This is a genomic window from Algoriphagus sp., assembly GCF_030694375.1.
In the GTDB taxonomy this organism is placed as follows: domain Bacteria; phylum Bacteroidota; class Bacteroidia; order Cytophagales; family Cyclobacteriaceae; genus Algoriphagus.
In genome coordinates this window covers 156645-176029 of record NZ_JAUXYL010000023.1, presented here as the reverse complement: position 1 = coordinate 176029, position 19385 = coordinate 156645, and the positions used below count along the sequence as shown (strand labels likewise).

The following is a 19385-nucleotide window of genomic DNA, read 5'->3' as shown; positions in this document are numbered from 1 at the left end:
TTATTTCTTTTTTACCGGCTTTGATTGCACTTCAATAAATCGAAAAGTCGCGATGTCAGCAATCAAACCCAAGGGCAAGGCTTGGCTGTACGGAAATTGGATGGCTCCTTTGCTGGTATTATACGGCTCCAATTCTTTCTTGAATTCGGCGACCCCTGAATTAGTTGGATAAAAGCCCAAATGATTTTTTGCGACAGCATAGTAAACCAAGACTTCCGAGGTCTTGAATGCCGGCATGTGGTAGCTGATGACTTCTTTAGCATCTGGTAATGCATTTTTTAAGGTCTCCCGCATGAGTTCAAGCCTTTCCCGAATTTCTCCGGAAAACCAACTCAAGTACTGATCCACGGACTCAGGTTTGGGATTCATCATTTCTCTTTTTTTTAAGGTTAGATCGATTATTTACGCTCCCCTGATTTAGGCAAAAATCTCACACTCAAATCGGGATCGGCCATATCCCTATCCAATGGATACATCGGGCGAATGATCCGCTTATGACCCAATCGATCCAAATCCTGATCTACCCCACCAGGAGTCTGAGCCATGATCCAGTCTCCCCGCATATCATATAACTCAGGAACTAGATAGCCGATTTTCACCACCACAATAGCTGCTTTCCTCGGATTCAAATTTAAGTCTGTGAAGTCTTTCTCCTTGTGATACGGCTTTCGCTTTTCAGTCACGATGACTTTTATGGAACCCACTTGAACCACTACTTCGACATTAGCATCCGGATCGCCTTCTTTGATCGACAGCACTTTTCCTTTGAGCAAAATAGGCGGAGCATATCGGTTATCTACCATCGCTCCTACATTGCCTTCGACTTGACTTCCAATTCCGGCCACTTTGGACATGGCAACCAAATCTGGGCCTGGAATGGATGCATAGATCATTTCAGGTCCAGATTCGGACTTAAATTCAGGTCTTTTTAACAACTCATTCAAAGTCCAGGTCACATCCCCTGCTCCTCCTGCAGTGGGATTATCTCCCATATCGGAAATCATAAAAGGACGCTTTTCACTTGCCAAAGCCAGTTTCAAACTTTCCTCTAATGTTGCCACCGGAGCCACAAACTCAAATTCAGCCCTCACATCCCAAAAGCTTTTGGCCAAATATTCTGCACTTTCTTTCACTTGCTTTTCATCGTCTCCAGTTACCATCACCACTGCATGGTTACGAGGTTCGTCCGCCCATGCATAACCAATCCAAATTGCCGCATCGATCACTCCCGCTTTTTTGGTTTCGGGATCCACTTTAGCATAAAGTCCTTTTCCGGGTTCGATTCGAGTGCTCGTTTTTTCTCCGGGAAGCAAAATCGGAATAGGAATCCAAGCTTTGAATGCAGGTTTTCCTTTTCCGCTTTCCAGGCGATCCAGCAGATTTTCAACAGCTCGTTTTTTGGATTCCAACGCATCCTCATGTGGCGCCATTCTGTAACATGTGATCAGGTCGGAGTTTTCGGCCAGCACCATTGATACATTGCCATGCAAATCCATTGAAGTAGAAATGATGGTCTCAAATCCTACGACTTCCCTTACTCGAATGATAAAATCACCTTCCGGATCATCCAAACCTACCACACTCATGGCTCCATGAATGTCAAAGAATAGTCCGTCATAGGGAAGATCCGCTTTGAGTCGGTCCAACGTCTGATTCACGAGCGATTCGTAAGCTTCGCGAGTGACGATTCCCCCAGGCAAAGCATGCGCTCTCAAGGTTGGTATCCACTCTGCACGCTTTCTATTTATAGAATCCTGAGCCAAAAATGGATAAAACGTAAACACGTCTTCATCAACACGTGCCTTGAATGCTTCTTCATGGGTTAAGGCTGGCGAGAAGGTACTGGACTCGATCGCAAGGCCCGCAATCGCAATTCTGGGAAGTTTGTTTTCAGATTCTTTTTCCGCACAGCGAAAAAATAAAGCAGAGAGTAAAACAAGGAGTAATAGCTTTTTCATGAAAGAAAGTTTTGGATTGTGAATTAACTCAGAAAATAGCTTGAACCAAATTCAATTGGGGAATTTCAAGCTTAAATACATGAGTGAATTCCAGTTTAAAAAAACAGGCTGTTTGGAATCCCTTTCCTCAATCTCTAATTTCCAGATCAAATTACTGAAAGATGGAAAGTACTACAGAAATCACCCTCTCCGAAGCTCAAGCCCAAGTTGACCAATGGATCAAAACTGTCGGCGTGAGATACTTCAACGAACTCACCAACATGACCATTTTGATGGAAGAAGTCGGAGAATTAGCGCGAATCATGTCCAGAACCTACGGAGAGCAATCCTTCAAAGAATCTGACAAAGGCAAAGACTTGGGAGACGAGATGGCAGATGTGCTTTGGGTATTAATCTGCCTTGCCAACCAAACCGGGGTGGATTTGACTGAAGCTATGAAGAAGAACTTCGAAAAGAAAAACATCCGAGATATCAATCGTCATCGGGATAATGAAAAACTAAAATAAATCAAGCAAATGAAGTTAGAAGATAAATCCATCATCGTCACCGGAGCGACAAGTGGAATGGGAATGGCCATGGCGGAGGCTTTTGTACGTGAAGGAGCGAATGTAATTCTAAGTGGTAGGGATCCCGAAAGAGGTCTTGCTCTTGAAAAAGAACTCAATTTATCTGGAAAAAAAACTGTTTTTGTCGCAGGTGATATCTCCAAGCCCCAAGCCAATGAGCAATTGGTAAAGGAGGCAATCCGAAACTTTGGCAAACTGGATATCATTGTCACCAATGCAGGAAACTTGGGAATCGGGTCAGTAACTGATATTTCCTTGGAAGAATGGGATTATACACTGGCGACTAATCTCAGTGCGGTATTTTATCTGAGTCGCTTTGCGATTCCTGAAATGAAAAAAACGGGAAAAGGAGTGATTCTTGTCAACAGTTCCATTGCTGCTTTTAAATCTTTTCCAAATCATGCAGCATACTGCGCAAGTAAAGCCGCCTTGGTTGCGCTTGTGAAGGAAATGGCATTAGACTATGGCCCGGAAATTCGAGTCAACACCATCTGCCCCGGACCTGTCGATACGCCTATGATTTGGGATTCTGCCAAGGCCTTTCAGGACCCGAATACCATCGTACAGCAAACTGCAAATAACACCCTCATGAAACGACTTGGAAAACCTGAGGATATTGCTTCATTGGCTTTATTTCTGGTTTCAGAAGAAGCTTCATGGATCACAGGATCGGCTTTTACCATAGATGGTGGGATTTTAACTAGATAGAACACATGAAGAATTGCACATCCCTCCACATCTTTCTCATAATTTGTTTTTGTCTCACAGGATGTCAAGTCCAAACCATTTCGACAAATAAAAAGAAGACAGTCATCCTGTTCAATGGTAAAAACTTAGATAACTGGTACACATTTGTCCAACACCGTGGGCGAGATAGCGATCCCAAAAATGTCTTCACTGTTCAAGATGGAATGATCCGGATATCTGGTGAGGAATGGGGCTGCATCACAACAAATAATGAATTTGAAAATTATCGGCTGGTGGCTGAATTTAAATGGGGAGAAAAAACTTTTGAACCACGAGTGAAAAACGCAAGAGATTCAGGCATCCTACTTCATTCAGTTGGGGAGGATGGAGGGTCAGAAGGAATCTGGATGTATTCCATAGAATGTCAGCTAATCGAAGGAGGAACGGGGGACTTTATCGTAGTTGGAGACGGGTCAGAAAACTTCAGCATTACGAGTCCGGTAGCTGAAGAAAAGCAGGGAAATTCACCGGTTTTTCAAGCAGGAGGAAAAGAAACTACCGTAAACCGAGGAAGAGTCAACTGGTATGGTAGAGATCCTGATTGGAAGGATGTCTTTAATTTTCGAGGTACTCAAGATGTAGAAAATCCTGTTGGGGAGTGGAATCGAGTGGAATGTCTGGTCGAGGGAGACAAAATCAGCATTTTTCTCAATGGGAAATTGGTCAATCAGGCTTCCAATGTGAGACCCAGCAGAGGGAAAATTCAAATCCAGTCAGAGGGTGCCGAGATTTTTTTCAGAAAGGTTGAACTGGAACTCCTACCCCAAAATTGAAGAAATTAAAAAGCCAGCCGCAAAACCCAAAATGCCCGAAATTTCTCTCGGGCATTTCTCAAATGTGGGATGATATTTCAACTTAGCCCTCCTTAAGCATGCGGTAAAGTTCGTCCTTCAATCTCAGACGGTTTATTCTCAATTGATTGGCAGTCTCATCAGAGGCAGGTTGTGCATCTGATTCGATCCGGTAGATTTCATGATCTACTTCATCATATTCATCAAATAGCTTTTTGAAATGCTCGTCTTCCACTTTTAGATCATGGATTTTGGTTTCAAACTCGGGAAATTCGTTAGTTAGGGGATGCTTTCTAAACATGATTTAAATGGGTTTTATCTTATTACAAGGTTAACACTGGCCCATTTAAAAAATCATGACAAAGGTCAGTTGAACTCAGGATTAAAATCTTTTATGGAAAAGTCGTTTTAAACCAAATAATAGCTTCAGCTCTTAATCGAGAAAGAGTTGCTGAATCGTACATTAGAATATGCTTCAATTTGCTAAGTGTTCACTCTTACTTTTTTTGATTTTTGGGAAAATTATTAATCTTGTTATTGCGCAACAGGATTCTATCAAACTGCCGGAAAAAGCGATTTTTATTCTTCCTTTGGTGTATTATACTCCAGAAACACGCTGGGTTTTTGGCGTCGGCGGGGCTACTAATTTCAATCTTGGAGATAGCTCAAACACATATGAAAGTCAGGCGGTATTTGGTGTTGCCTATTCCCTGAGAAAGCAATTCTTAAGCTATGCCAACTGGAGAATTTTTACCGATCAAAACAAAAACCTGTTCTCCGGAGAGGTGGGTTGGTACAATTACGTCTACTTTTTCTATGGGATCGGAAATAATGTAAAAGAATCGGATTCGGAAACGTATGAAGCCAAATTCCCTAGACTTCGGTTTGACTATGCCAAGCAGATTTCACCATCGAGTTTTTTGGGGTTCAAGTCCGTTCTAGATCAATTTAGCATTTCCGGCTTTGATCCTATCGGAAAGCTTGCAAATGAAGAATACATCGGCAAAGAGGGCGGATGGAATGTTGGTTTGGGCCCTGCATTCATTTTTGACTCAAGGAACAACCCAATTTATCCTGGTTCTGGCTGGTTTTCGGAGACGTATCTCCTACGATTTGGTAAGCCTTTGGGAGGAGATTATCTTTATTGGGAGATCGGTGGAGATCTTAGAAATTATAGATCGCTCTCGCAAAGTGTGATTTGGGCAAACCAAATCGCTACAAAAATCACGGTTGGAGATACGCCATTTTTTGCCTTGCCACTACTTGGGGGAAATCGCTCACTCAGAGGGCTTTTTGAAGGAAAATACCGGAATAGCAATGTGGCTTTTTTCCAGTCCGAAATCCGAAAAACCATTGGAAAGCGGTGGAGCTTGGTTGGTTTTGCCGGAGTGGGAAATGTGTTCTCTAATCTCAATTCCATTGCTGATGGGGCCAAACTAGCCTATGGAGCAGGCGGAAGATTCCGGCTTTCAAAAACCAAAAAGTTGAATTTGCGGTTGGATTTGGCTCATTCGCCAAATGAGGGGGTGCAGTTTTATTTTACGTTTGGGGAGGCTTTTTAGAAAGTGAAAAAGCTAAAAGTAGAAGAAGGCAGTTACATTAGGCAGTGGGCAGTTTTGTCACCCTGAGCGGAGTCGAAGGGTCCTCGTACTTCCCGACTCTCGTCGGTCAGGTGCTCGGACTGACACACATTAAGCTCCATTCAATTATTCCGTCATTGGTGGGTAGAGTCGAAGCCTTTTGGATAAATAGTCAGAAATCAGAAATCTGAAAGGCTGTCTTAAATGGCTGACTTTTTTTCGCTCACAGATTTCACGGATAAACACAGATGAGAAAAAAATCAGCAAATTTATCAGTTCAGCGGGATATTCTCAGTCTTCAGTCGCAAAGGGCAATTTTCAGGAAATTCAGAAAATTCAAGTTATAAAGTTGAGCAGGAAGTAACTATTGAACTTTCACCAAAAACCCTCTCTCATCCAATTTCACCACAATTTCATACAAATCTAGCGTCAGGCAAAAGTCAATATCTCGCTCGATGCCATGATTTTGTAATCGCTTGGCGTGAGAAGCCTGTGAAAGAAACCCTTTGAGGTTATGTCCAACTTTTTCGAAAAGCATACTCATTGCCATGGCTCCATCCTCGCTTGATTCATGCGTTGATTCCAATGACTTCACCAATGCTCCTGCATAAAGCGAATCCTCCAAGTTGAAGTGACCCTTCCAACCAGCACAGTGAATGAGGACGTCATTGTCCTGAGCTTGGATATAGGAAACCGTGGCTTGGAGACTTGGAAAAGCTCCGATCAGGATTTCAAATGCTCCTTTGGATTTTTCTATCGCCTGAGTTCCATTTGTAGTCGTCATGGCAAGTTTACGACCTGGATACTCGCCAGAAAGGTAAGCTACAGGAGAATTCCCCATCTCAAAGCCAGGTGCTGTCAGCCCATTCCGTTCGCCTCCTATCAGGTATCCTTGTTCTTTCATCAATCGACAAGCTTCTAAATCTGCAAAAGGAAGGATCTCCTCCACTCCATTTGCAAGTGCAGCAACCATCGTGGAAGTGGCGCGAAAAATATCGACCACGACCACGATTTTGCCTTCAAGATCGAATAGATGAATTAACTCAGGACTGAAGCAAACCTCAACTTTATTCATGCTTAAGCTTTCAGGAGCGGAAGTTTTTCTACCTGAGCTTTCAGGTTTTTATTTCTGACTTGGATAAAAATCTCAGTTCCGGGTTTGCTGAACTCTGTTTTCACATAACCCATTCCAATGCCTACTCCCATACTTGGAGACTGAGTTCCGGAAGTGACCTCGCCGATTATTTCACCTACTGCATCCACGATTGGATAGTGACCTCTTGGTATTCCTCTTTCCTGCATTATAAACCCAACCAATTTGCGGGAAACGCCCTCTTCTTTCTGCTTTTTGATCGCTTCAGAATTGATGAAGTCCTTGGTGAATTTGGTGATCCAACCCAAGCCAGCTTCGATTGGTGAAGTGGTGTCGGTGATGTCATTTCCGTAGAGGCAATAGCCCATTTCCATTCTCAAGGTATCTCTCGCACCCAAACCAATCGGCTTGATGTCGAAGTCTTTTCCTGCTTCAAAAATTGCCTTCCAGACATGCTCCGCGTCTTCATTTTTCACATAAATCTCAAAACCTCCAGCTCCGGTATAGCCTGTTCCTGAAATGACCACATCCTGTACTCCTGCAAATTCACCAACCGTAAAGTGGTAGAACTTCACTTCAGAAAGATTGACTGGAGTCAAAGACTGAACGGCTTCGATTGCCTTTGGACCTTGCACCGCAAAAAGTGAATGATCATCAGAGATATTGGTAAGCTTGGCTCCCATGGTATTGAACTTGTTGATCCAAGCCCAATCCTTTTCAATATTGGAAGCATTGACCACCAACATATATTTTTCCTCTTCAAATTTGTAAACGATTAAATCATCCACTATCCCACCTGTCTCATTGGGAAAGCAGGAATATTGTGCCTGTCCGATCACCAATTTGGAAGCGTCGTTTGAAGTGACTTTTTGGATCAAATTGAGTGCTTCAGGTCCTTCCACCATGAATTCACCCATGTGAGATACATCAAAAACCCCTACTCCATTTCGCACACAAAGGTGCTCTTCGTTGTCGGAACTGTACCGCACGGGCATATTGAAACCGGCAAAAGGCACCATTTTGCCACCAAGGGCAATGTGCAGGTCATTGAGAGGGACGTATTTGATTTGCTCTTCCATATTTGGGTGTTTTTTATCGTGGGCAAAGGTAAGGATTGACAGGAATTTAGGTGAAGGGAATTTAGGTTTTTTGACTGGTGGAGAAAAGGATTTGAAGCCTTAATCACTTGTTGTCTTTAAACAAAAAAAGCAGCGTTTCGGCTGCTTTAAATTTGTTTTTATTTGAGTTTGGGATTATACCGAGAAGCTCTCTCCACATCCGCAAGTTCGGCTTGCATTAGGATTAACAAATTGAAATCCCTTGCCATTCAATCCGTCGGAGAATTCGAGAACAGTTCCAGCCAGATAAAGCAGACTTTTTCTGTCGACGAGAATTTTGACCCCTTTGTCTTCAAAAACATGGTCTGAATCCACCACAGTGGCATCAAAACCAAGGTCATACATCAAGCCGGAACAACCCCCACCTTTGACAGAAACTCGTATATTTTCATTCTCAGTTCGGCCTTCCTCTTTTCGGAGTTCGAGAATCCGCTCTTTGGCTTTGTCAGAAACGATGATCATATCTTTATATTTTTACTTTTGATAATGCTTTGGAATGTATCGTAAACACATCCATTGAAAAAAAGATTCGCAACAAAGATACAAAAATAGATGATGAGGAAAATTGAACATATCGGAATAGCAGTTGCAGATTTAGCAAAATCCAATGAGCTCTTCACTCGACTTTTGGGAAAAGAGCATTATAAAACTGAGTCTGTGGAAGATGAAGGAGTAAAAACCAGCTTTTTCCAAGTGGGCGACACCAAGGTTGAGTTGCTTCAAGCGAGCCGATCAGACAGTCCGATTGCGAAATATTTGGAGAAAAAATCAGAGGGCGTCCATCATATCGCATTTGATGTGGAAGATATTCACGCGGAAATCAAGCGGTTGAAAGAAGCAGGTTTTGAAATCCTGAACGAAACCCCAAAACAAGGAGCTGACAATAAAATTGTGGTATTTTTGCATCCTCGAAGCACAAACGGTGTGTTGGTGGAGTTATGTCAGAATCAGTAGGCAGTTTTCAGTGATCAGTAGGCAATGCCAGTTTGCAGTCGTCAGTCGCAGTAGGCAAGTTCAAAATTCAGAAAGCTGAAGTCAGAAAGTTTACCTTCCGGAGGTAGGCTGAAAACAGTAGGCAGTCGCAGTTTGCAGAAAGCAGAAGAGGAATTCAGAAAGCTAAAAAGACTCAAGGCTTTCCTTTATTGACAATTTTAATCTGCGAAAACCTGCCTGCAGCAGACAGGTCTGCGACTTTTTCTGTGTAAAACTTGCCTTACGGCAGTCAGGTCTGCGGGAAATAAATACCGATTAAATAATAAATCGTAAATCAAAATGTCAGAAAAAAGAACAGAAATCAGTGAACTCGGAGAATTTGGCCTGATTGATCACTTGAATTCAACAGTAGTAATCAAAAATCCAGGAACTGTCAAAGGCATCGGAGATGATGCGGCGGTAATCGAGGCGGGAGATCATGTCAAAGTGGTGACTACTGATCTTTTGCTAGAAGGAGTTCACTTCGATCTTTCTTATGCTCCTCTGACTCATGTGGGTTTCAAAGCTGTGGCAGTGAATGTTTCCGATGTGGCAGCGATGAATGCAATTCCAAAGCAAATCACCGTAAGCATTGCGCTCTCCAATCGCTTTTCCGTGGAAGCAGTAGATGCCTTATATGAAGGAATCAATGCCGCTTGTGAGCATTATGGAGTGGATTTGGTCGGTGGAGACACAACAGCCTCCAGAGGTGGATTAGTGATCTCAGTTACTGCTATCGGTGAAGCACAAAAGGAGCAAATCACTTACAGATCCGGCGCCAAAGTCAATGATATTCTTTGTGTAACAGGGGATTTGGGATCGGCTTTGGTTGGATTGCAAATCCTAGAGCGTGAAAAACAAGTGTACCTTGCCAATCCGGACATGCGTCCTGACCTGGAAAAATACACCGTAGTGACCGGCCGTCAACTTAGACCTGATGCCCGAATGGATATTATCCATGAAATGCGGGAATTAGGTATTGTCCCTACCAGCATGATGGATATTTCAGACGGATTAGCTTCGGAGATTTTCCATATCTGCAAGGCATCAGGCGTTGGGGCTACAATCTATGAAGACAAACTCCCGATAGATAAGCAGACCTTTGACACTGCAGTAGAGTTAAATTTAGACCCAATCACCTGTGTCTTGAATGGTGGAGAGGACTATGAATTACTATTCACGATTGATCAAAAAGATTTTGAGAAGTTGGAAAAGCACTCTGACATCCACTTTATCGGTCATATCACAAAACCAGAAGAGGGAAAATACTTAGTGACCAAAAGCGGAACTGCTGTACAGTTGAAGGCACAGGGCTGGAAGCATTTTTGAAAGAAGCAAGATATTAGACTTAAGATATTAGATTCAAGAAACAAGATTGGCTGGAAGTAAAATTTCAGCCATTTTTTTTATGAAATGCAACTGAATTTTAGTTACTTTTATCTATGGCTAAGTTGGATAAATTGAAGGCAAGATTACTTCAAAAACCTAAGGACTTTAGGTATGAAGAGTTGGAGACTTTATTACTTGGCCTAGGTTATGAAGAAAAGAATACTGGAAAAACTGCTGGTTCGAGAAGGTTATTTATCAATATTCAAACTAAATCCATTATTCGGCTTCATAAACCTCATCCCTCATCGATTTTGAAAACTTACGTGATTCTGGATGTGATCAATATTTTAACAAAAGAAGAACTGCTATGAACAATATAATTGAACACAAAAACTTCATTGGGTCTGTGTCATACTCATCTGAAGATGAAGTTTTTCATGGAAAAATTGAGGGGATTGATGACTTAGTGACTTTTGAAGGAGGCACGGTGGCCGATTTGAAATCTGCCTTCGAAGAGGCAGTGGAAGATTATATAGAAATCTGCAGCGAAATCGGAAAGAAGCCTGAGAAGTCTTACAAAGGTTCATTCAATGTTCGGATCAAACCCGAGCTTCATAAAAAAGCAGCTAGAAAAGCGCTGAAACAAGGATATTCGCTAAATCAATATGTTGAGAAAGCCTTGGAAGACTTTATGGTAAATGAACCAGAATAAATTTCATATCCCGGGCATTCTGATTCATGGAAATCTGTTTCTCATGAGGTAGTCCTGAGGCCTAATGCTATCGGTCCGATCGTAGAGGTAATTCCATTTGGTCATGTAATAATCTGCCGGCATGAATTCATCCTTTCGCTCCTTCAATTTAGCTTTGAGTAAATTTTCCAGCTCTTTTTGAAGGTTGGTTACCTCTTTTTTATCAACCAAATTCTTGAGTTGATAAGGGTCAGATTCATTATCATACAGCAGCCAAGGTCCCTTCAAATCCCTCACATAAGTGTATCGTTTTGTCCGGATTCCGCGATATTCTCTTCCTCCGTTAGAAAACTGCCATTCGTGAAAAGGAACAGGAAGCAGGATCAAGGAGGCTTCATTATCAATATCTTTTCCTTGTATTAAATCTTGAGAAAAGTCTTTCCCCTCCACTTGGCTTGGGATTTTTATCCCACTTAACCCCAAAAAAGTAGGGAGTAAATCGGGTGTACCGATGGGGTTTTGAATCACTCGAGACTGCGTTCCTAATCCAGCAGGGAAACGCATCAGCATGGGGACCAGAATCGACTCATCCCAAGGTCTTTGCTTTTTTAAAACCCCCTTTGACATCAACATATCTCCATGCTCAGAGGTAAATACCAGCAGCGTGTTATCCTTAAGTCCCAAGTCGTCTAAAGCCTGAAGTAGTTTACCAAAGGCATGATCAATGGCTGAGGCATGGGCATAATAACCAGCCAATACATTTCTGGCACTATCCTGAAATTCAATTGGCACATTTGGTCTTAATTTTAATGTCTTGGCATCATAAAGCGCCTTGAACTCAGCGGGAGCAGAAAAGTAAGGATCATGAGGCGGTCCATAGGACAAAATCAAGGCGAATGGTTTCTCCTTGTTTTTTGCCATAAAACTGATCGCGCTGTCTGTCTGGGGAAATACATCATAGCCCGGCCAGACATGACGCTGATCATTTTCATCAAAGTAAAAGCTGTTGTTATAATTATGACTCACTTCACGCACTTTCCAATAGTCAAACCCTTGTCTTCTTTCAGCAGGTATTGGCTTGTCTCGTCCGCTAAATGGATCCTCACCTCGCTGATGCCCATTCAGGTGCCATTTTCCGATATACCCTGTTTGATAGCCTTCACTTTTATAAATCTCCCCCAAGGTTAAGGCTTCATTGGGAAGTGGTTTGTCATTGTAAAAAATCCCATGCGTCAAAGGATACTGACCGGTCAAAAAACTAGCCCTCCAAGGAGCGCAAACTGGTAAAGTGGCGACTGTGTGTTCAAAAATCAGACTTTCCTGAGCAAACTTATCCAGATTAGGAGTTTTAATTTGGGAATTACCGGCATAACCCATTTCCTGAGCTCTCCACTGATCTGCCAGAATAAAAACCAAGTTTGGTTTTACCAGCTGAGACTGCTCAGGTCCATTCTGAAAATCTAAGGAATCTGTTTTTTCTCCAAAGAATAAAAAAATAGCAAGAGCATATATGTAGGTGCTGAACATGGCGGTCTTTTCATTGAAAATACGACAGCAGCCAAGTTCCACTATCCTGCACTCTCAAGTCTAAACCCGATTTTTCGAATCGATCACAATCGTAACCGGGCCATCATTGACCAAACTTACTTTCATGTCAGCTCCAAATTCACCTGTTCCGATTGATTTCCCGAGTTCTGATTCTAATACCTGAATCATTCTTTCATACATCGGAATGGCAAAATCGGGTTTGGCAGCTTTGATGTACGACGGACGATTTCCCTTTTTGGTGCTGGCATGAAGCGTAAATTGGGAAATCAACAAAATCTCCCCTCCCACTTCTGAAACGCTGCGATTCATCACCCCATTTTCGTCTGGAAAAATCCTGAGATTTACGATCTTTTTGGAAAGCCACTCGATGTCTTCCTGATTGTCAGCATCCTCTATTCCCAATAGAATCATTAAACCTAGGCCGATCTCGGCCTTTATTTTTCCGTCAATTTTGACGGCAGATTCGGAAACACGCTGAATGACTGCTATCATTTGCTTAAATCTTGCATTTGTCCGGAGAGCACCACTTCCACTGCACTTGAATTAGTGGCAAGGGCTTTTTTTACCAATGCTTTGGCCACCTGATAATCATAGATCGGCCGGATATTTTTTGCCAGTTTGAGCCAAACCAACGGTTTCATGAAAATCGTCGCGACCAGTTCTCCAAAGCGGAATTCACTTCGGTTTCCGAGCAAAAGTGAGGGACGAAAGAATCCCAAATAGTCAAATTTAATCGTTTTCAGGTCTTCCTCTGTTTCACCTTTGACTTTGTTGTAAAAAACGGAGGAGGTCGAATCAGCACCTAAAGCTGAAACATACAGGAACTTGCCTGCCCCGATCTTTTTTGCCCATCGGGCGAATTCAATTACCAAATCATGGTCAATGGCATAGAACTGTTCCTTCGAACCGGCTACTTTGATCGTCGTTCCAAGACTTGAAAAGGCGTGGATTTCAGAAGTTTTAGTGGAAATGGTTTCTATTAATCCATGGTATGCACCACCCAGGGATTGAGCATTCACTTTTTCCTGCCAGTCCCAACTGTTAATTTTGGAGAGATCTCCGTCGATTTGAACCAGTTTTTCGTGTTTTAGCGCCAGCTTCCTTCTGCCTACGCTCAGGACATAATCATATTCTTTTCCCTGTAAAAGCTGATGAAGCAACTGCATACCAACAAGTCCGGAAGTACCGGATATTAATGCGATTTTCATGGAGTCAAAGTAGCGTAGATTGGATCAAAGGTAAAAGCTCTGATTCCAAGTCCTGATTTTTATTTCTTGCGTACCAAAGGTGAATTTCCTCCAAAAATTCTTTGTAGGACTTTCCCTTAGAATCGTGTTTGTATTCCTTGTGTCTGGTTAAAAGGTAATTTGGCTTTGGTCCCCAAGTGAAAAGCTCAACCTTCAAGTCCCGGGTAAAAGCCACTAACTTAGGAATTGATCTAGCACCATGGGTAAGATAGGCGTCCATGATTTCGGGGAATTCATCCCGCATAATGATCCTTAGGTCGATTTTCGGGTTGAGCTCTGCCAATTTAGCCAGATAAGGAATAGATTGGGAACCGTCTCCGCACCAAGCTTCCGTAATCAGCAACCAAACTTGAGCTTCCTGAATGGATTGCACGAGTTTTTCAATTTTAGGGGATACTTTGGCAGTCTTGTCCCAACGTCTCATCCGCTGAAGACACATCTTGGTATACTCAAGGTACGCTTCGCTTTGATTTGATCCGGTAGTGCGATTTTCCCTAACCAATTGTTCTGTAAACTCAACAAATTTAGAGTAGGAAAAACCTTGATCGATTACCTTTTGAGTAACCGGGTGACTTAAAAATTCCATTTATTAAAGATTTGTGGGAGAACAGAAGAGTTTGTTACTGAGTTCGCTCCCACTCTAAAAATTGATCAACTTCATCCTTCAATTTGGCATAGACAGCCAAAATCACCGATAGATCGTCCGCAAATCCGAAAATCCCAAGGAAATCGGGAATCAAATCTATGGGCGAAACGAAATAAACCATGGCCAATACAATCATTCCAAGTGAACTCAATGCCATTTTATGTTGTCCTCCAAAATGTGCTTTGATCATTCGAATAAAAACCTGAATAGGTGCTGTCAGCTTTTGAACTTTCGGGTTATGAGCCAATTTTAACAACCTTTTTCCCACATTTTGGACAAGTTCTACCACTTTCTGCTCCTGTCGGATAATTACGTCTACCTGTTTTCCAAAAAGCATTTTCGCTTTTTCAACAATTTCGGAGGTCTTAGAAGTGAAGGTTGTCATTGGCTTAGAAATGAAGTTGGATTTCAGATTTCACTTGTCGAAGCGCATAGGATATTGCATCGTTTTTTTGCTCAAGTGATTGTGCGAAAATAGCTTTTGCCAGATCCATTCCACTTGCTTCGGCATGTAGCGATTGACGGCTTAAATTCAATAAGGTGGTTACATCCTCCACAGCGCGTCTTACAGCTTCCCAAGTTTCTTCCGAAAAATAAACCTGCTGACTGAGGTTATGATTGAATTCCTCTCGAACCTCGGCCAAAAGCTGAGGATGAAGCTCTGCCGCAGAAAATTGACTGGGGTTAGACCTTCTCACCAAATTATTGGGCGTGATTCGCTCCAATAGCAGGCAAAGCCGCTCGGCCGCCTGAAGTCGGATCGGAAGTACGACTTGAGTATTTTGAGTTTTGAGGTCAATCAACAATTTCTCCCGCTCTTTGGAAAGAAAAGAAACGACCACGAGGTACATGCCATACAAGACAATACCTGCCGGCAAAATGATTTTTAATAAATCCAGTAAATAATCCATTGTGATTTTTTTGTATTCGAATATCAGCATTTCTAATCAGTCAAAAAATCGGCCGAATCCGTAAATTTGAATCGAAACACGAACCAAATTCCTAAAACTTTGATTTTGACAGCATGCTGATTCCCATTTCTATCACTGAAAAAGCCGAGGCTGAAATCAAACACATCATGGCTACCAAGAATATCCCCACAGACTATTATTTGCGAGTGGGTGTCAAAGGCGGAGGCTGTGGCGGTATGGCTTATGCATTGGGATTTGATAAGCCAAAAGCTGAGGATCAGCAGTTTGAGATTGACGGAATTCCTGTTTTGATCGAGAAAAAGCATTACATGTTTCTGATGGGAATGCAGATTGACTTTTTTGAAGGAGATGAAGCCCGTGGCTTTACTTTCGTCAATCCTGATATCCCCAAACGGCACGATAGCTGATTTTTTGTAACTTCAGCCAACCAAAAACAGGACGATGAAGGCACTTTTCACGCTCACCCTTTTTCTGACATTTAGTCATTTCTTAGTTGCTCAAGTCAGACAACTTGAGGCTGATCAAGCTCCCGGCATAGGAACGGTCGAAGGCCTCAATTGGATGGTAGGCTATTGGACCGGCCCGGGATTGGGTGGGGATTGTGAAGAAGTCTGGATGCCTGCAGTGGATGGCCATATGATCGGCACGTTTCGATTTTGGGAAGATGGAAAATTGGTTTTTTCCGAATTTATGAATTTGGTACAGGAAGGTGAAAGCGTATCTATGAAACTCAAGCATTTCGGCCCTGATCTTTCGGGATGGGAAGATCGAGAAGAATGGACAACATTTCGGCTGATTGAATTAGGTGAAAACAAAGTATGGTTTCATGGATTGACCATCGAGCGGATTGGCAACGAAATGATCTACCAATTGGCTTTAACTCAAAACGGAGAAAGAATAATCGAGGAATTCAAATTTGTACGAAAGGGGCTTTGAACCAAAAATTCATTTTTTAATAAATTCCTGAAGCACGAAGTTTTTACTTGAGCTGACCTTTTCCAGTTCGAATATACCAAAAGCGTGGTTAGCATATCTGGGGAAAACTATCTCAGTTTGACCGACGACCGAAAATAGAGCGTAGTGCTCCATCTCTCCAAACCGATTGAGCCCAAACCTTCTGAGAGCTCTTTGCTGAAAAGGGCTCCTGGCAATCCATCCTGTAACAATCATTGGAGCAGGATGAGCCAAAGAATACATCAATGTGGAGTTATGAGAGTGGTATCCTTCTACAAATATTGGATCACCCGCTCTTATCCCCTCACTCAGCTGAATGAACTCTTTATCCATTTGTTTCCTGCCTTCTGCCTCTTTTAGAAAATTAATTGTGTGCACTATCAAAGCTGTAAAAAGGATTAGCGATCCAATTTTCCATTTCTTATTCCCTTTCATATCCCCTTGAAATTCCAGAATCGGAATCAAAAAGGGGAGAAAAAACACGACAATGACTCTTCCTTGAATGAGGAAAAAGTGATTAAACAAAAAGAAAAAAATCAACCAGCCCAAGGCAAAAATGATTGCGCGCCTAGTATCAAAATAGATTAGCCAAAATGAACCCACAAAAACCAGGATCAGCATAGACTTAAAAGCCTCAGTTTTTTGAATTTGAAAGAGTCTTTTCAGGGAATTGGAGACCTCCGCTACACTAAGCAAACGCGCGTCGAGTTCTGTTTTTTTTGACCGGAGCTGATCTATAGTCGGAAACCCTTCTTCAAAATACCAGTTTGCGAAAAAATACCAATCAGAATTTCGGTCAATTTCATCTTTAACTACATCCTGTCTGAAAACAGGATGGTCAATTACCGAAGCTCTCGCCTTATTGAATTCCAGAAAATCCACAAATTCTGATTGGCTTTCCCAGAACAGCTTTCCAACCAACACCACACCAAATGAAACCACTATAAATACAAGATTTTTTAAATTATTCTGAAAAAATTGAGACCCAAAACGGCTCACTTTCCATGCTAAAAACCCAATACCTACCAATACAACTGCTTCCCAGCGAATCAATAAAGCGAGAACAAAAAGACCCAAGGCTATCCCTGACAAGATCCGATTTTTATTACCTCCTATCCCGAAAAGATGAATCAATGAAGCCAAGCATGCCAATCCTGCTACTTGTGTAAACTGTAGGAAATAGCAAAAATGAAGGCACAGTGCAAGGATCACCACCAAGAGAAATCTCTTAAAGACAACAGGATTACTGCTGAATTCCAGTTTTTTAAAAATCAAAAAGAAAGAAATCCCTATCGTCCAAAACCAAGTTCCCGCATACCAATTGGCCAGTGGAAAAGACCGATACAACAGGGAAAAAAACCAACTCAGCAAAGGATGAATGAAAACAGCATAAGATTCGGGAATTCCGGTATAAGCTCCGGACACCAACCACATCATCAGTACATCATCATTGACTTGAAACCTCCAAGGTAAAAGCCACACCGAGGCAATGGCAAGTAGGCCAATTACAAGCGGAATGTGGGTACGTATTGAGTCCTTAATCATCTAAGCAGCCATAAGATTATTCATCAAAATCGGGAATTAAAATAATCTTCCCGTATTCACCGGCAGGCAATTCATCCAATGGGTAGTAAAGCAAAACACTTTCCTGAATTCCCTTCGGAAAATAGTTCTCCAGTTGCGTTTTGTCCCAAAATCCGGGGCTGATCGGGATAGTCTTGCCCAAAAGGTAAGGAATACCCGGTATCCGGTAAGCCGCAAGGACAATTGAAGGACTTTCATCCGGCATTTGATTTTTTATAACCTTAAGCTGAAGGACTTGTTGAGGGGTAAGAAATATGCTTTTTCCCGGAAGGTATTCCCATTTTTCAGTGGCCTCCCAAATACTCTTTTGGGCAAAAGGACTCCACCAAAGTCCATTTGACACCAGAATCAGTGAAGAAAAGGAAATAAAATACACCAAGTATTTCTCCGCAAATGGATAAACCTCGTCGAGCCAGATCATGGCTGCAAGACACCAAAAGATCCAATAATGAATCCCCAGGCGAAGCCAATAAACATTGCTCCCAAAGTGAAGGATAAATGGTAAAAAGAGCAATAAAAGCACCCAATACTTTCTGGAAGAAAGGGTCAAAGCAGTCAATTTCGAATGAACCAAGATTCCGAAAATCAGAGGCATTATCAATAAGAAAATATGATTCCATTCCTCAGTGATGTGCGTTTGGAAGAAGATCAGGACTAAAATAAAAACCGTAATTCCCAAATTTATCCGGGGATTGGGGCTGATTTTTTTCAAAATAAGAGTTGACAGAAAAACTAAAAAGCACCAAAAAAATCCAAAAAAAGTATGTTTGACTAAAATGAAAAATCCATAATCAGGCCTGGAAACAGTGAATTCAAGGCCTTGAATCATTCGGAGTGTTGAAAAAGTATCCAAGAATAAGAAAAATGCTAATTCCAATACAACAAAGGGTACAAACAACAGGATTAGACTACTGATTGATTTTTTATCTTCATAAATAAGGATCGAAACAGATATTAAGCCTAATAGTAGAGCAGTCGTCACTTTAACATAAACCAAAAGACCCAGAATTAGCCCCAATACCAGTACCTTCAAAAGGGGAGATTTTGTTTTAAAAGAAACACAAGCTAACCACAGCCCAGTTAGGCACACCGATAAGGAATTATAGGAAAGACTGGAAGGCAGAAATCCATATCCGGCAGAAATTCCTAGAAAGGATATCATCGCGATTTTGAATGAGAGGCCCTTCTCTTCAGCTATGTTTTTCCAAAAAAAGGAGAACGCCAAAGCTGCTACCACATAAGAAATCAATCGCAAAATTCTGAGGCCGATAATTCCAAAGTGGATTCCTGTACATTGGTAAAATCCCTTAAAAAACAGATCGTAATTGAATATTCCTGCATTGTTTTCCTGAAGGGGGTGCGCCAGTAGTACATACAATCCCTCGTCAGAGATATCAAATCCTTTGGGCAGGGCTAGACCAACCAAAATAAGGACTGAAAGGACTGCCAGAAATAAGAATTTATTGGTAGAATCCGCCAAAATCGAGTTAGGAATAGACTTGTCAATTTAGGTGATTTTATTAATTCTGCCAGTTTGCGTCGAGTAGAAAGAGGAATGGTCTAATTGCTAAATTTGTCAAGTATTGATAGTCAGAATGCTTAAGTGAGAAAGCAGAAAAAAATTGACTG

At 41.9% G+C, this 19385-nt stretch carries 24 protein-coding genes; 10 read left to right on the top strand and 14 right to left on the bottom strand.

Features of this window, described 5'->3' with window-relative positions; genetic code table 11:
• Both Q8M62_RS08585 and Q8M62_RS08580 read right to left on the bottom strand, forming a co-directional pair.
• Window positions 1–372 carry an iron chaperone gene (locus tag Q8M62_RS08585; RefSeq protein WP_304900597.1) on the bottom strand — a complete coding sequence of 124 codons (372 nt, stop codon included), beginning with the start codon at window positions 370–372 and terminating at the stop codon, window positions 1–3.
• 26 nt (window positions 373–398) lie between these two features.
• On the bottom strand, window positions 399–1958 hold the full coding sequence (locus tag Q8M62_RS08580) for a M81 family metallopeptidase (RefSeq protein WP_304900598.1): 1560 nt from the start codon (window positions 1956–1958) through the stop codon (window positions 399–401).
• A 161-nt stretch (window positions 1959–2119) separates the two neighbouring features.
• On the opposite strand from Q8M62_RS08580, the gene Q8M62_RS08575 reads away from it, so the two are divergent.
• The 3 genes from Q8M62_RS08575 to Q8M62_RS08565 are packed head-to-tail and all read left to right on the top strand — an operon-like array spanning window position 2120 to window position 4044.
• Window positions 2120–2464, top strand: coding sequence for a nucleotide pyrophosphohydrolase (locus Q8M62_RS08575; RefSeq protein WP_175454289.1), 345 nt, complete (start codon window positions 2120–2122; stop codon window positions 2462–2464).
• Window positions 2465–2473: 9 nt separating this feature from the next.
• Window positions 2474–3232, top strand: a complete 759-nt coding sequence (locus Q8M62_RS08570) for an SDR family NAD(P)-dependent oxidoreductase (RefSeq protein WP_304900599.1) — start codon at window positions 2474–2476, stop codon at window positions 3230–3232.
• 5 nt (window positions 3233–3237) lie between these two features.
• Entirely contained in the window at window positions 3238–4044 is an 807-nt protein-coding gene (locus Q8M62_RS08565; protein ID WP_304900600.1) for a DUF1080 domain-containing protein, read from the top strand.
• Between the two features lie 82 nt (window positions 4045–4126).
• On the opposite strand, the gene Q8M62_RS08560 is transcribed toward Q8M62_RS08565, so the two are convergent.
• Window positions 4127–4363, bottom strand: a complete 237-nt coding sequence (locus Q8M62_RS08560; protein ID WP_304900601.1) for a YdcH family protein — start codon at window positions 4361–4363, stop codon at window positions 4127–4129.
• 169 nt (window positions 4364–4532) lie between these two features.
• Here Q8M62_RS08560 and Q8M62_RS08555 point away from each other — a divergent pair, with 169 nt between their 5' ends.
• Complete coding sequence (locus tag Q8M62_RS08555) at window positions 4533–5624, top strand: BamA/TamA family outer membrane protein (RefSeq protein WP_304900602.1); 1092 nt, start codon at window positions 4533–4535, stop codon at window positions 5622–5624.
• A 382-nt stretch (window positions 5625–6006) separates the two neighbouring features.
• Here the strand turns inward: Q8M62_RS08555 and Q8M62_RS08550 are convergent, their stop codons facing one another.
• The 3 genes from Q8M62_RS08550 to Q8M62_RS08540 all read right to left on the bottom strand — a co-directional run bounded on the left by Q8M62_RS08550 (window position 6007) and on the right by Q8M62_RS08540 (window position 8315).
• Entirely contained in the window at window positions 6007–6717 is a 711-nt protein-coding gene (locus tag Q8M62_RS08550) for a 2-phosphosulfolactate phosphatase (protein ID WP_304900603.1), read from the bottom strand.
• Window positions 6718–6719: 2 nt separating this feature from the next.
• Complete coding sequence (gene gcvT / locus Q8M62_RS08545) at window positions 6720–7814, bottom strand: glycine cleavage system aminomethyltransferase GcvT (protein WP_304900604.1); 1095 nt, start codon at window positions 7812–7814, stop codon at window positions 6720–6722.
• A gap of 174 nt (window positions 7815–7988) precedes the next feature.
• A complete protein-coding gene (locus Q8M62_RS08540) occupies window positions 7989–8315 on the bottom strand; it encodes an iron-sulfur cluster assembly accessory protein (protein WP_092734041.1) in 327 nt (108 codons plus the stop codon).
• 93 nt (window positions 8316–8408) lie between these two features.
• Here Q8M62_RS08540 and mce point away from each other — a divergent pair, with 93 nt between their 5' ends.
• The 4 genes from mce to Q8M62_RS08520 all read left to right on the top strand — a co-directional run bounded on the left by mce (window position 8409) and on the right by Q8M62_RS08520 (window position 10866).
• On the top strand, window positions 8409–8807 hold the full coding sequence (gene mce / locus Q8M62_RS08535) for a methylmalonyl-CoA epimerase (RefSeq protein ID WP_304900605.1): 399 nt from the start codon (window positions 8409–8411) through the stop codon (window positions 8805–8807).
• Between the two features lie 318 nt (window positions 8808–9125).
• Window positions 9126–10154, top strand: coding sequence for a thiamine-phosphate kinase (gene thiL, locus Q8M62_RS08530; protein WP_304900606.1), 1029 nt, complete (start codon window positions 9126–9128; stop codon window positions 10152–10154).
• Between the two features lie 113 nt (window positions 10155–10267).
• A complete protein-coding gene (locus tag Q8M62_RS08525) occupies window positions 10268–10525 on the top strand; it encodes a type II toxin-antitoxin system HicA family toxin (protein ID WP_304900607.1) in 258 nt (85 codons plus the stop codon).
• Window positions 10522–10866, top strand: a complete 345-nt coding sequence (locus tag Q8M62_RS08520; protein ID WP_304900608.1) for a type II toxin-antitoxin system HicB family antitoxin — start codon at window positions 10522–10524, stop codon at window positions 10864–10866. Before Q8M62_RS08525 ends, Q8M62_RS08520 begins: the two co-directional genes overlap by 4 nt.
• A 24-nt stretch (window positions 10867–10890) precedes the next feature.
• Here Q8M62_RS08520 and Q8M62_RS08515 read toward each other — a convergent pair whose 3' ends face one another.
• The 6 genes from Q8M62_RS08515 to Q8M62_RS08490 are packed head-to-tail and all read right to left on the bottom strand — an operon-like array spanning window position 10891 to window position 15197.
• Window positions 10891–12372 (bottom strand): sulfatase, encoded by a 1482-nt coding sequence (locus Q8M62_RS08515; RefSeq protein ID WP_304900609.1) that lies wholly within the window; start codon window positions 12370–12372, stop codon window positions 10891–10893.
• A gap of 60 nt (window positions 12373–12432) precedes the next feature.
• Entirely contained in the window at window positions 12433–12885 is a 453-nt protein-coding gene (gene dtd, locus Q8M62_RS08510) for a D-aminoacyl-tRNA deacylase (RefSeq protein WP_304900610.1), read from the bottom strand.
• Window positions 12882–13601, bottom strand: coding sequence for an oxidoreductase (locus tag Q8M62_RS08505; RefSeq protein WP_304900611.1), 720 nt, complete (start codon window positions 13599–13601; stop codon window positions 12882–12884). Before Q8M62_RS08505 ends, dtd begins: the two co-directional genes overlap by 4 nt.
• A gap of 4 nt (window positions 13602–13605) precedes the next feature.
• Window positions 13606–14226 carry a thioredoxin family protein gene (locus tag Q8M62_RS08500; protein WP_304900612.1) on the bottom strand — a complete coding sequence of 207 codons (621 nt, stop codon included), beginning with the start codon at window positions 14224–14226 and terminating at the stop codon, window positions 13606–13608.
• Between the two features lie 34 nt (window positions 14227–14260).
• The gene (locus Q8M62_RS08495; protein WP_092734026.1) at window positions 14261–14671 is read right to left on the bottom strand and encodes a YkvA family protein; all 411 of its coding nucleotides are present in this window, start codon (window positions 14669–14671) and stop codon (window positions 14261–14263) included.
• A 4-nt stretch (window positions 14672–14675) separates the two neighbouring features.
• Window positions 14676–15197 carry a hypothetical protein gene (locus Q8M62_RS08490; protein WP_092734072.1) on the bottom strand — a complete coding sequence of 174 codons (522 nt, stop codon included), beginning with the start codon at window positions 15195–15197 and terminating at the stop codon, window positions 14676–14678.
• Window positions 15198–15310: 113 nt separating this feature from the next.
• Between Q8M62_RS08490 and Q8M62_RS08485 the strand changes: the two genes are divergently transcribed.
• Both Q8M62_RS08485 and Q8M62_RS08480 read left to right on the top strand, forming a co-directional pair.
• Complete coding sequence (locus Q8M62_RS08485) at window positions 15311–15625, top strand: iron-sulfur cluster assembly accessory protein (protein ID WP_092734023.1); 315 nt, start codon at window positions 15311–15313, stop codon at window positions 15623–15625.
• Between the two features lie 34 nt (window positions 15626–15659).
• Window positions 15660–16154, top strand: coding sequence for a DUF6265 family protein (locus Q8M62_RS08480; protein WP_304900613.1), 495 nt, complete (start codon window positions 15660–15662; stop codon window positions 16152–16154).
• Between the two features lie 9 nt (window positions 16155–16163).
• Here the strand turns inward: Q8M62_RS08480 and Q8M62_RS08475 are convergent, their stop codons facing one another.
• Together Q8M62_RS08475 and Q8M62_RS08470 are read right to left on the bottom strand one after the other, a co-directional pair.
• Window positions 16164–17717 carry a hypothetical protein gene (locus Q8M62_RS08475; protein WP_304900614.1) on the bottom strand — a complete coding sequence of 518 codons (1554 nt, stop codon included), beginning with the start codon at window positions 17715–17717 and terminating at the stop codon, window positions 16164–16166.
• A gap of 16 nt (window positions 17718–17733) precedes the next feature.
• Window positions 17734–19236, bottom strand: coding sequence for a hypothetical protein (locus Q8M62_RS08470; RefSeq protein ID WP_304900615.1), 1503 nt, complete (start codon window positions 19234–19236; stop codon window positions 17734–17736).
• Between the last annotated feature and the right edge of the window lie 149 nt (window positions 19237–19385).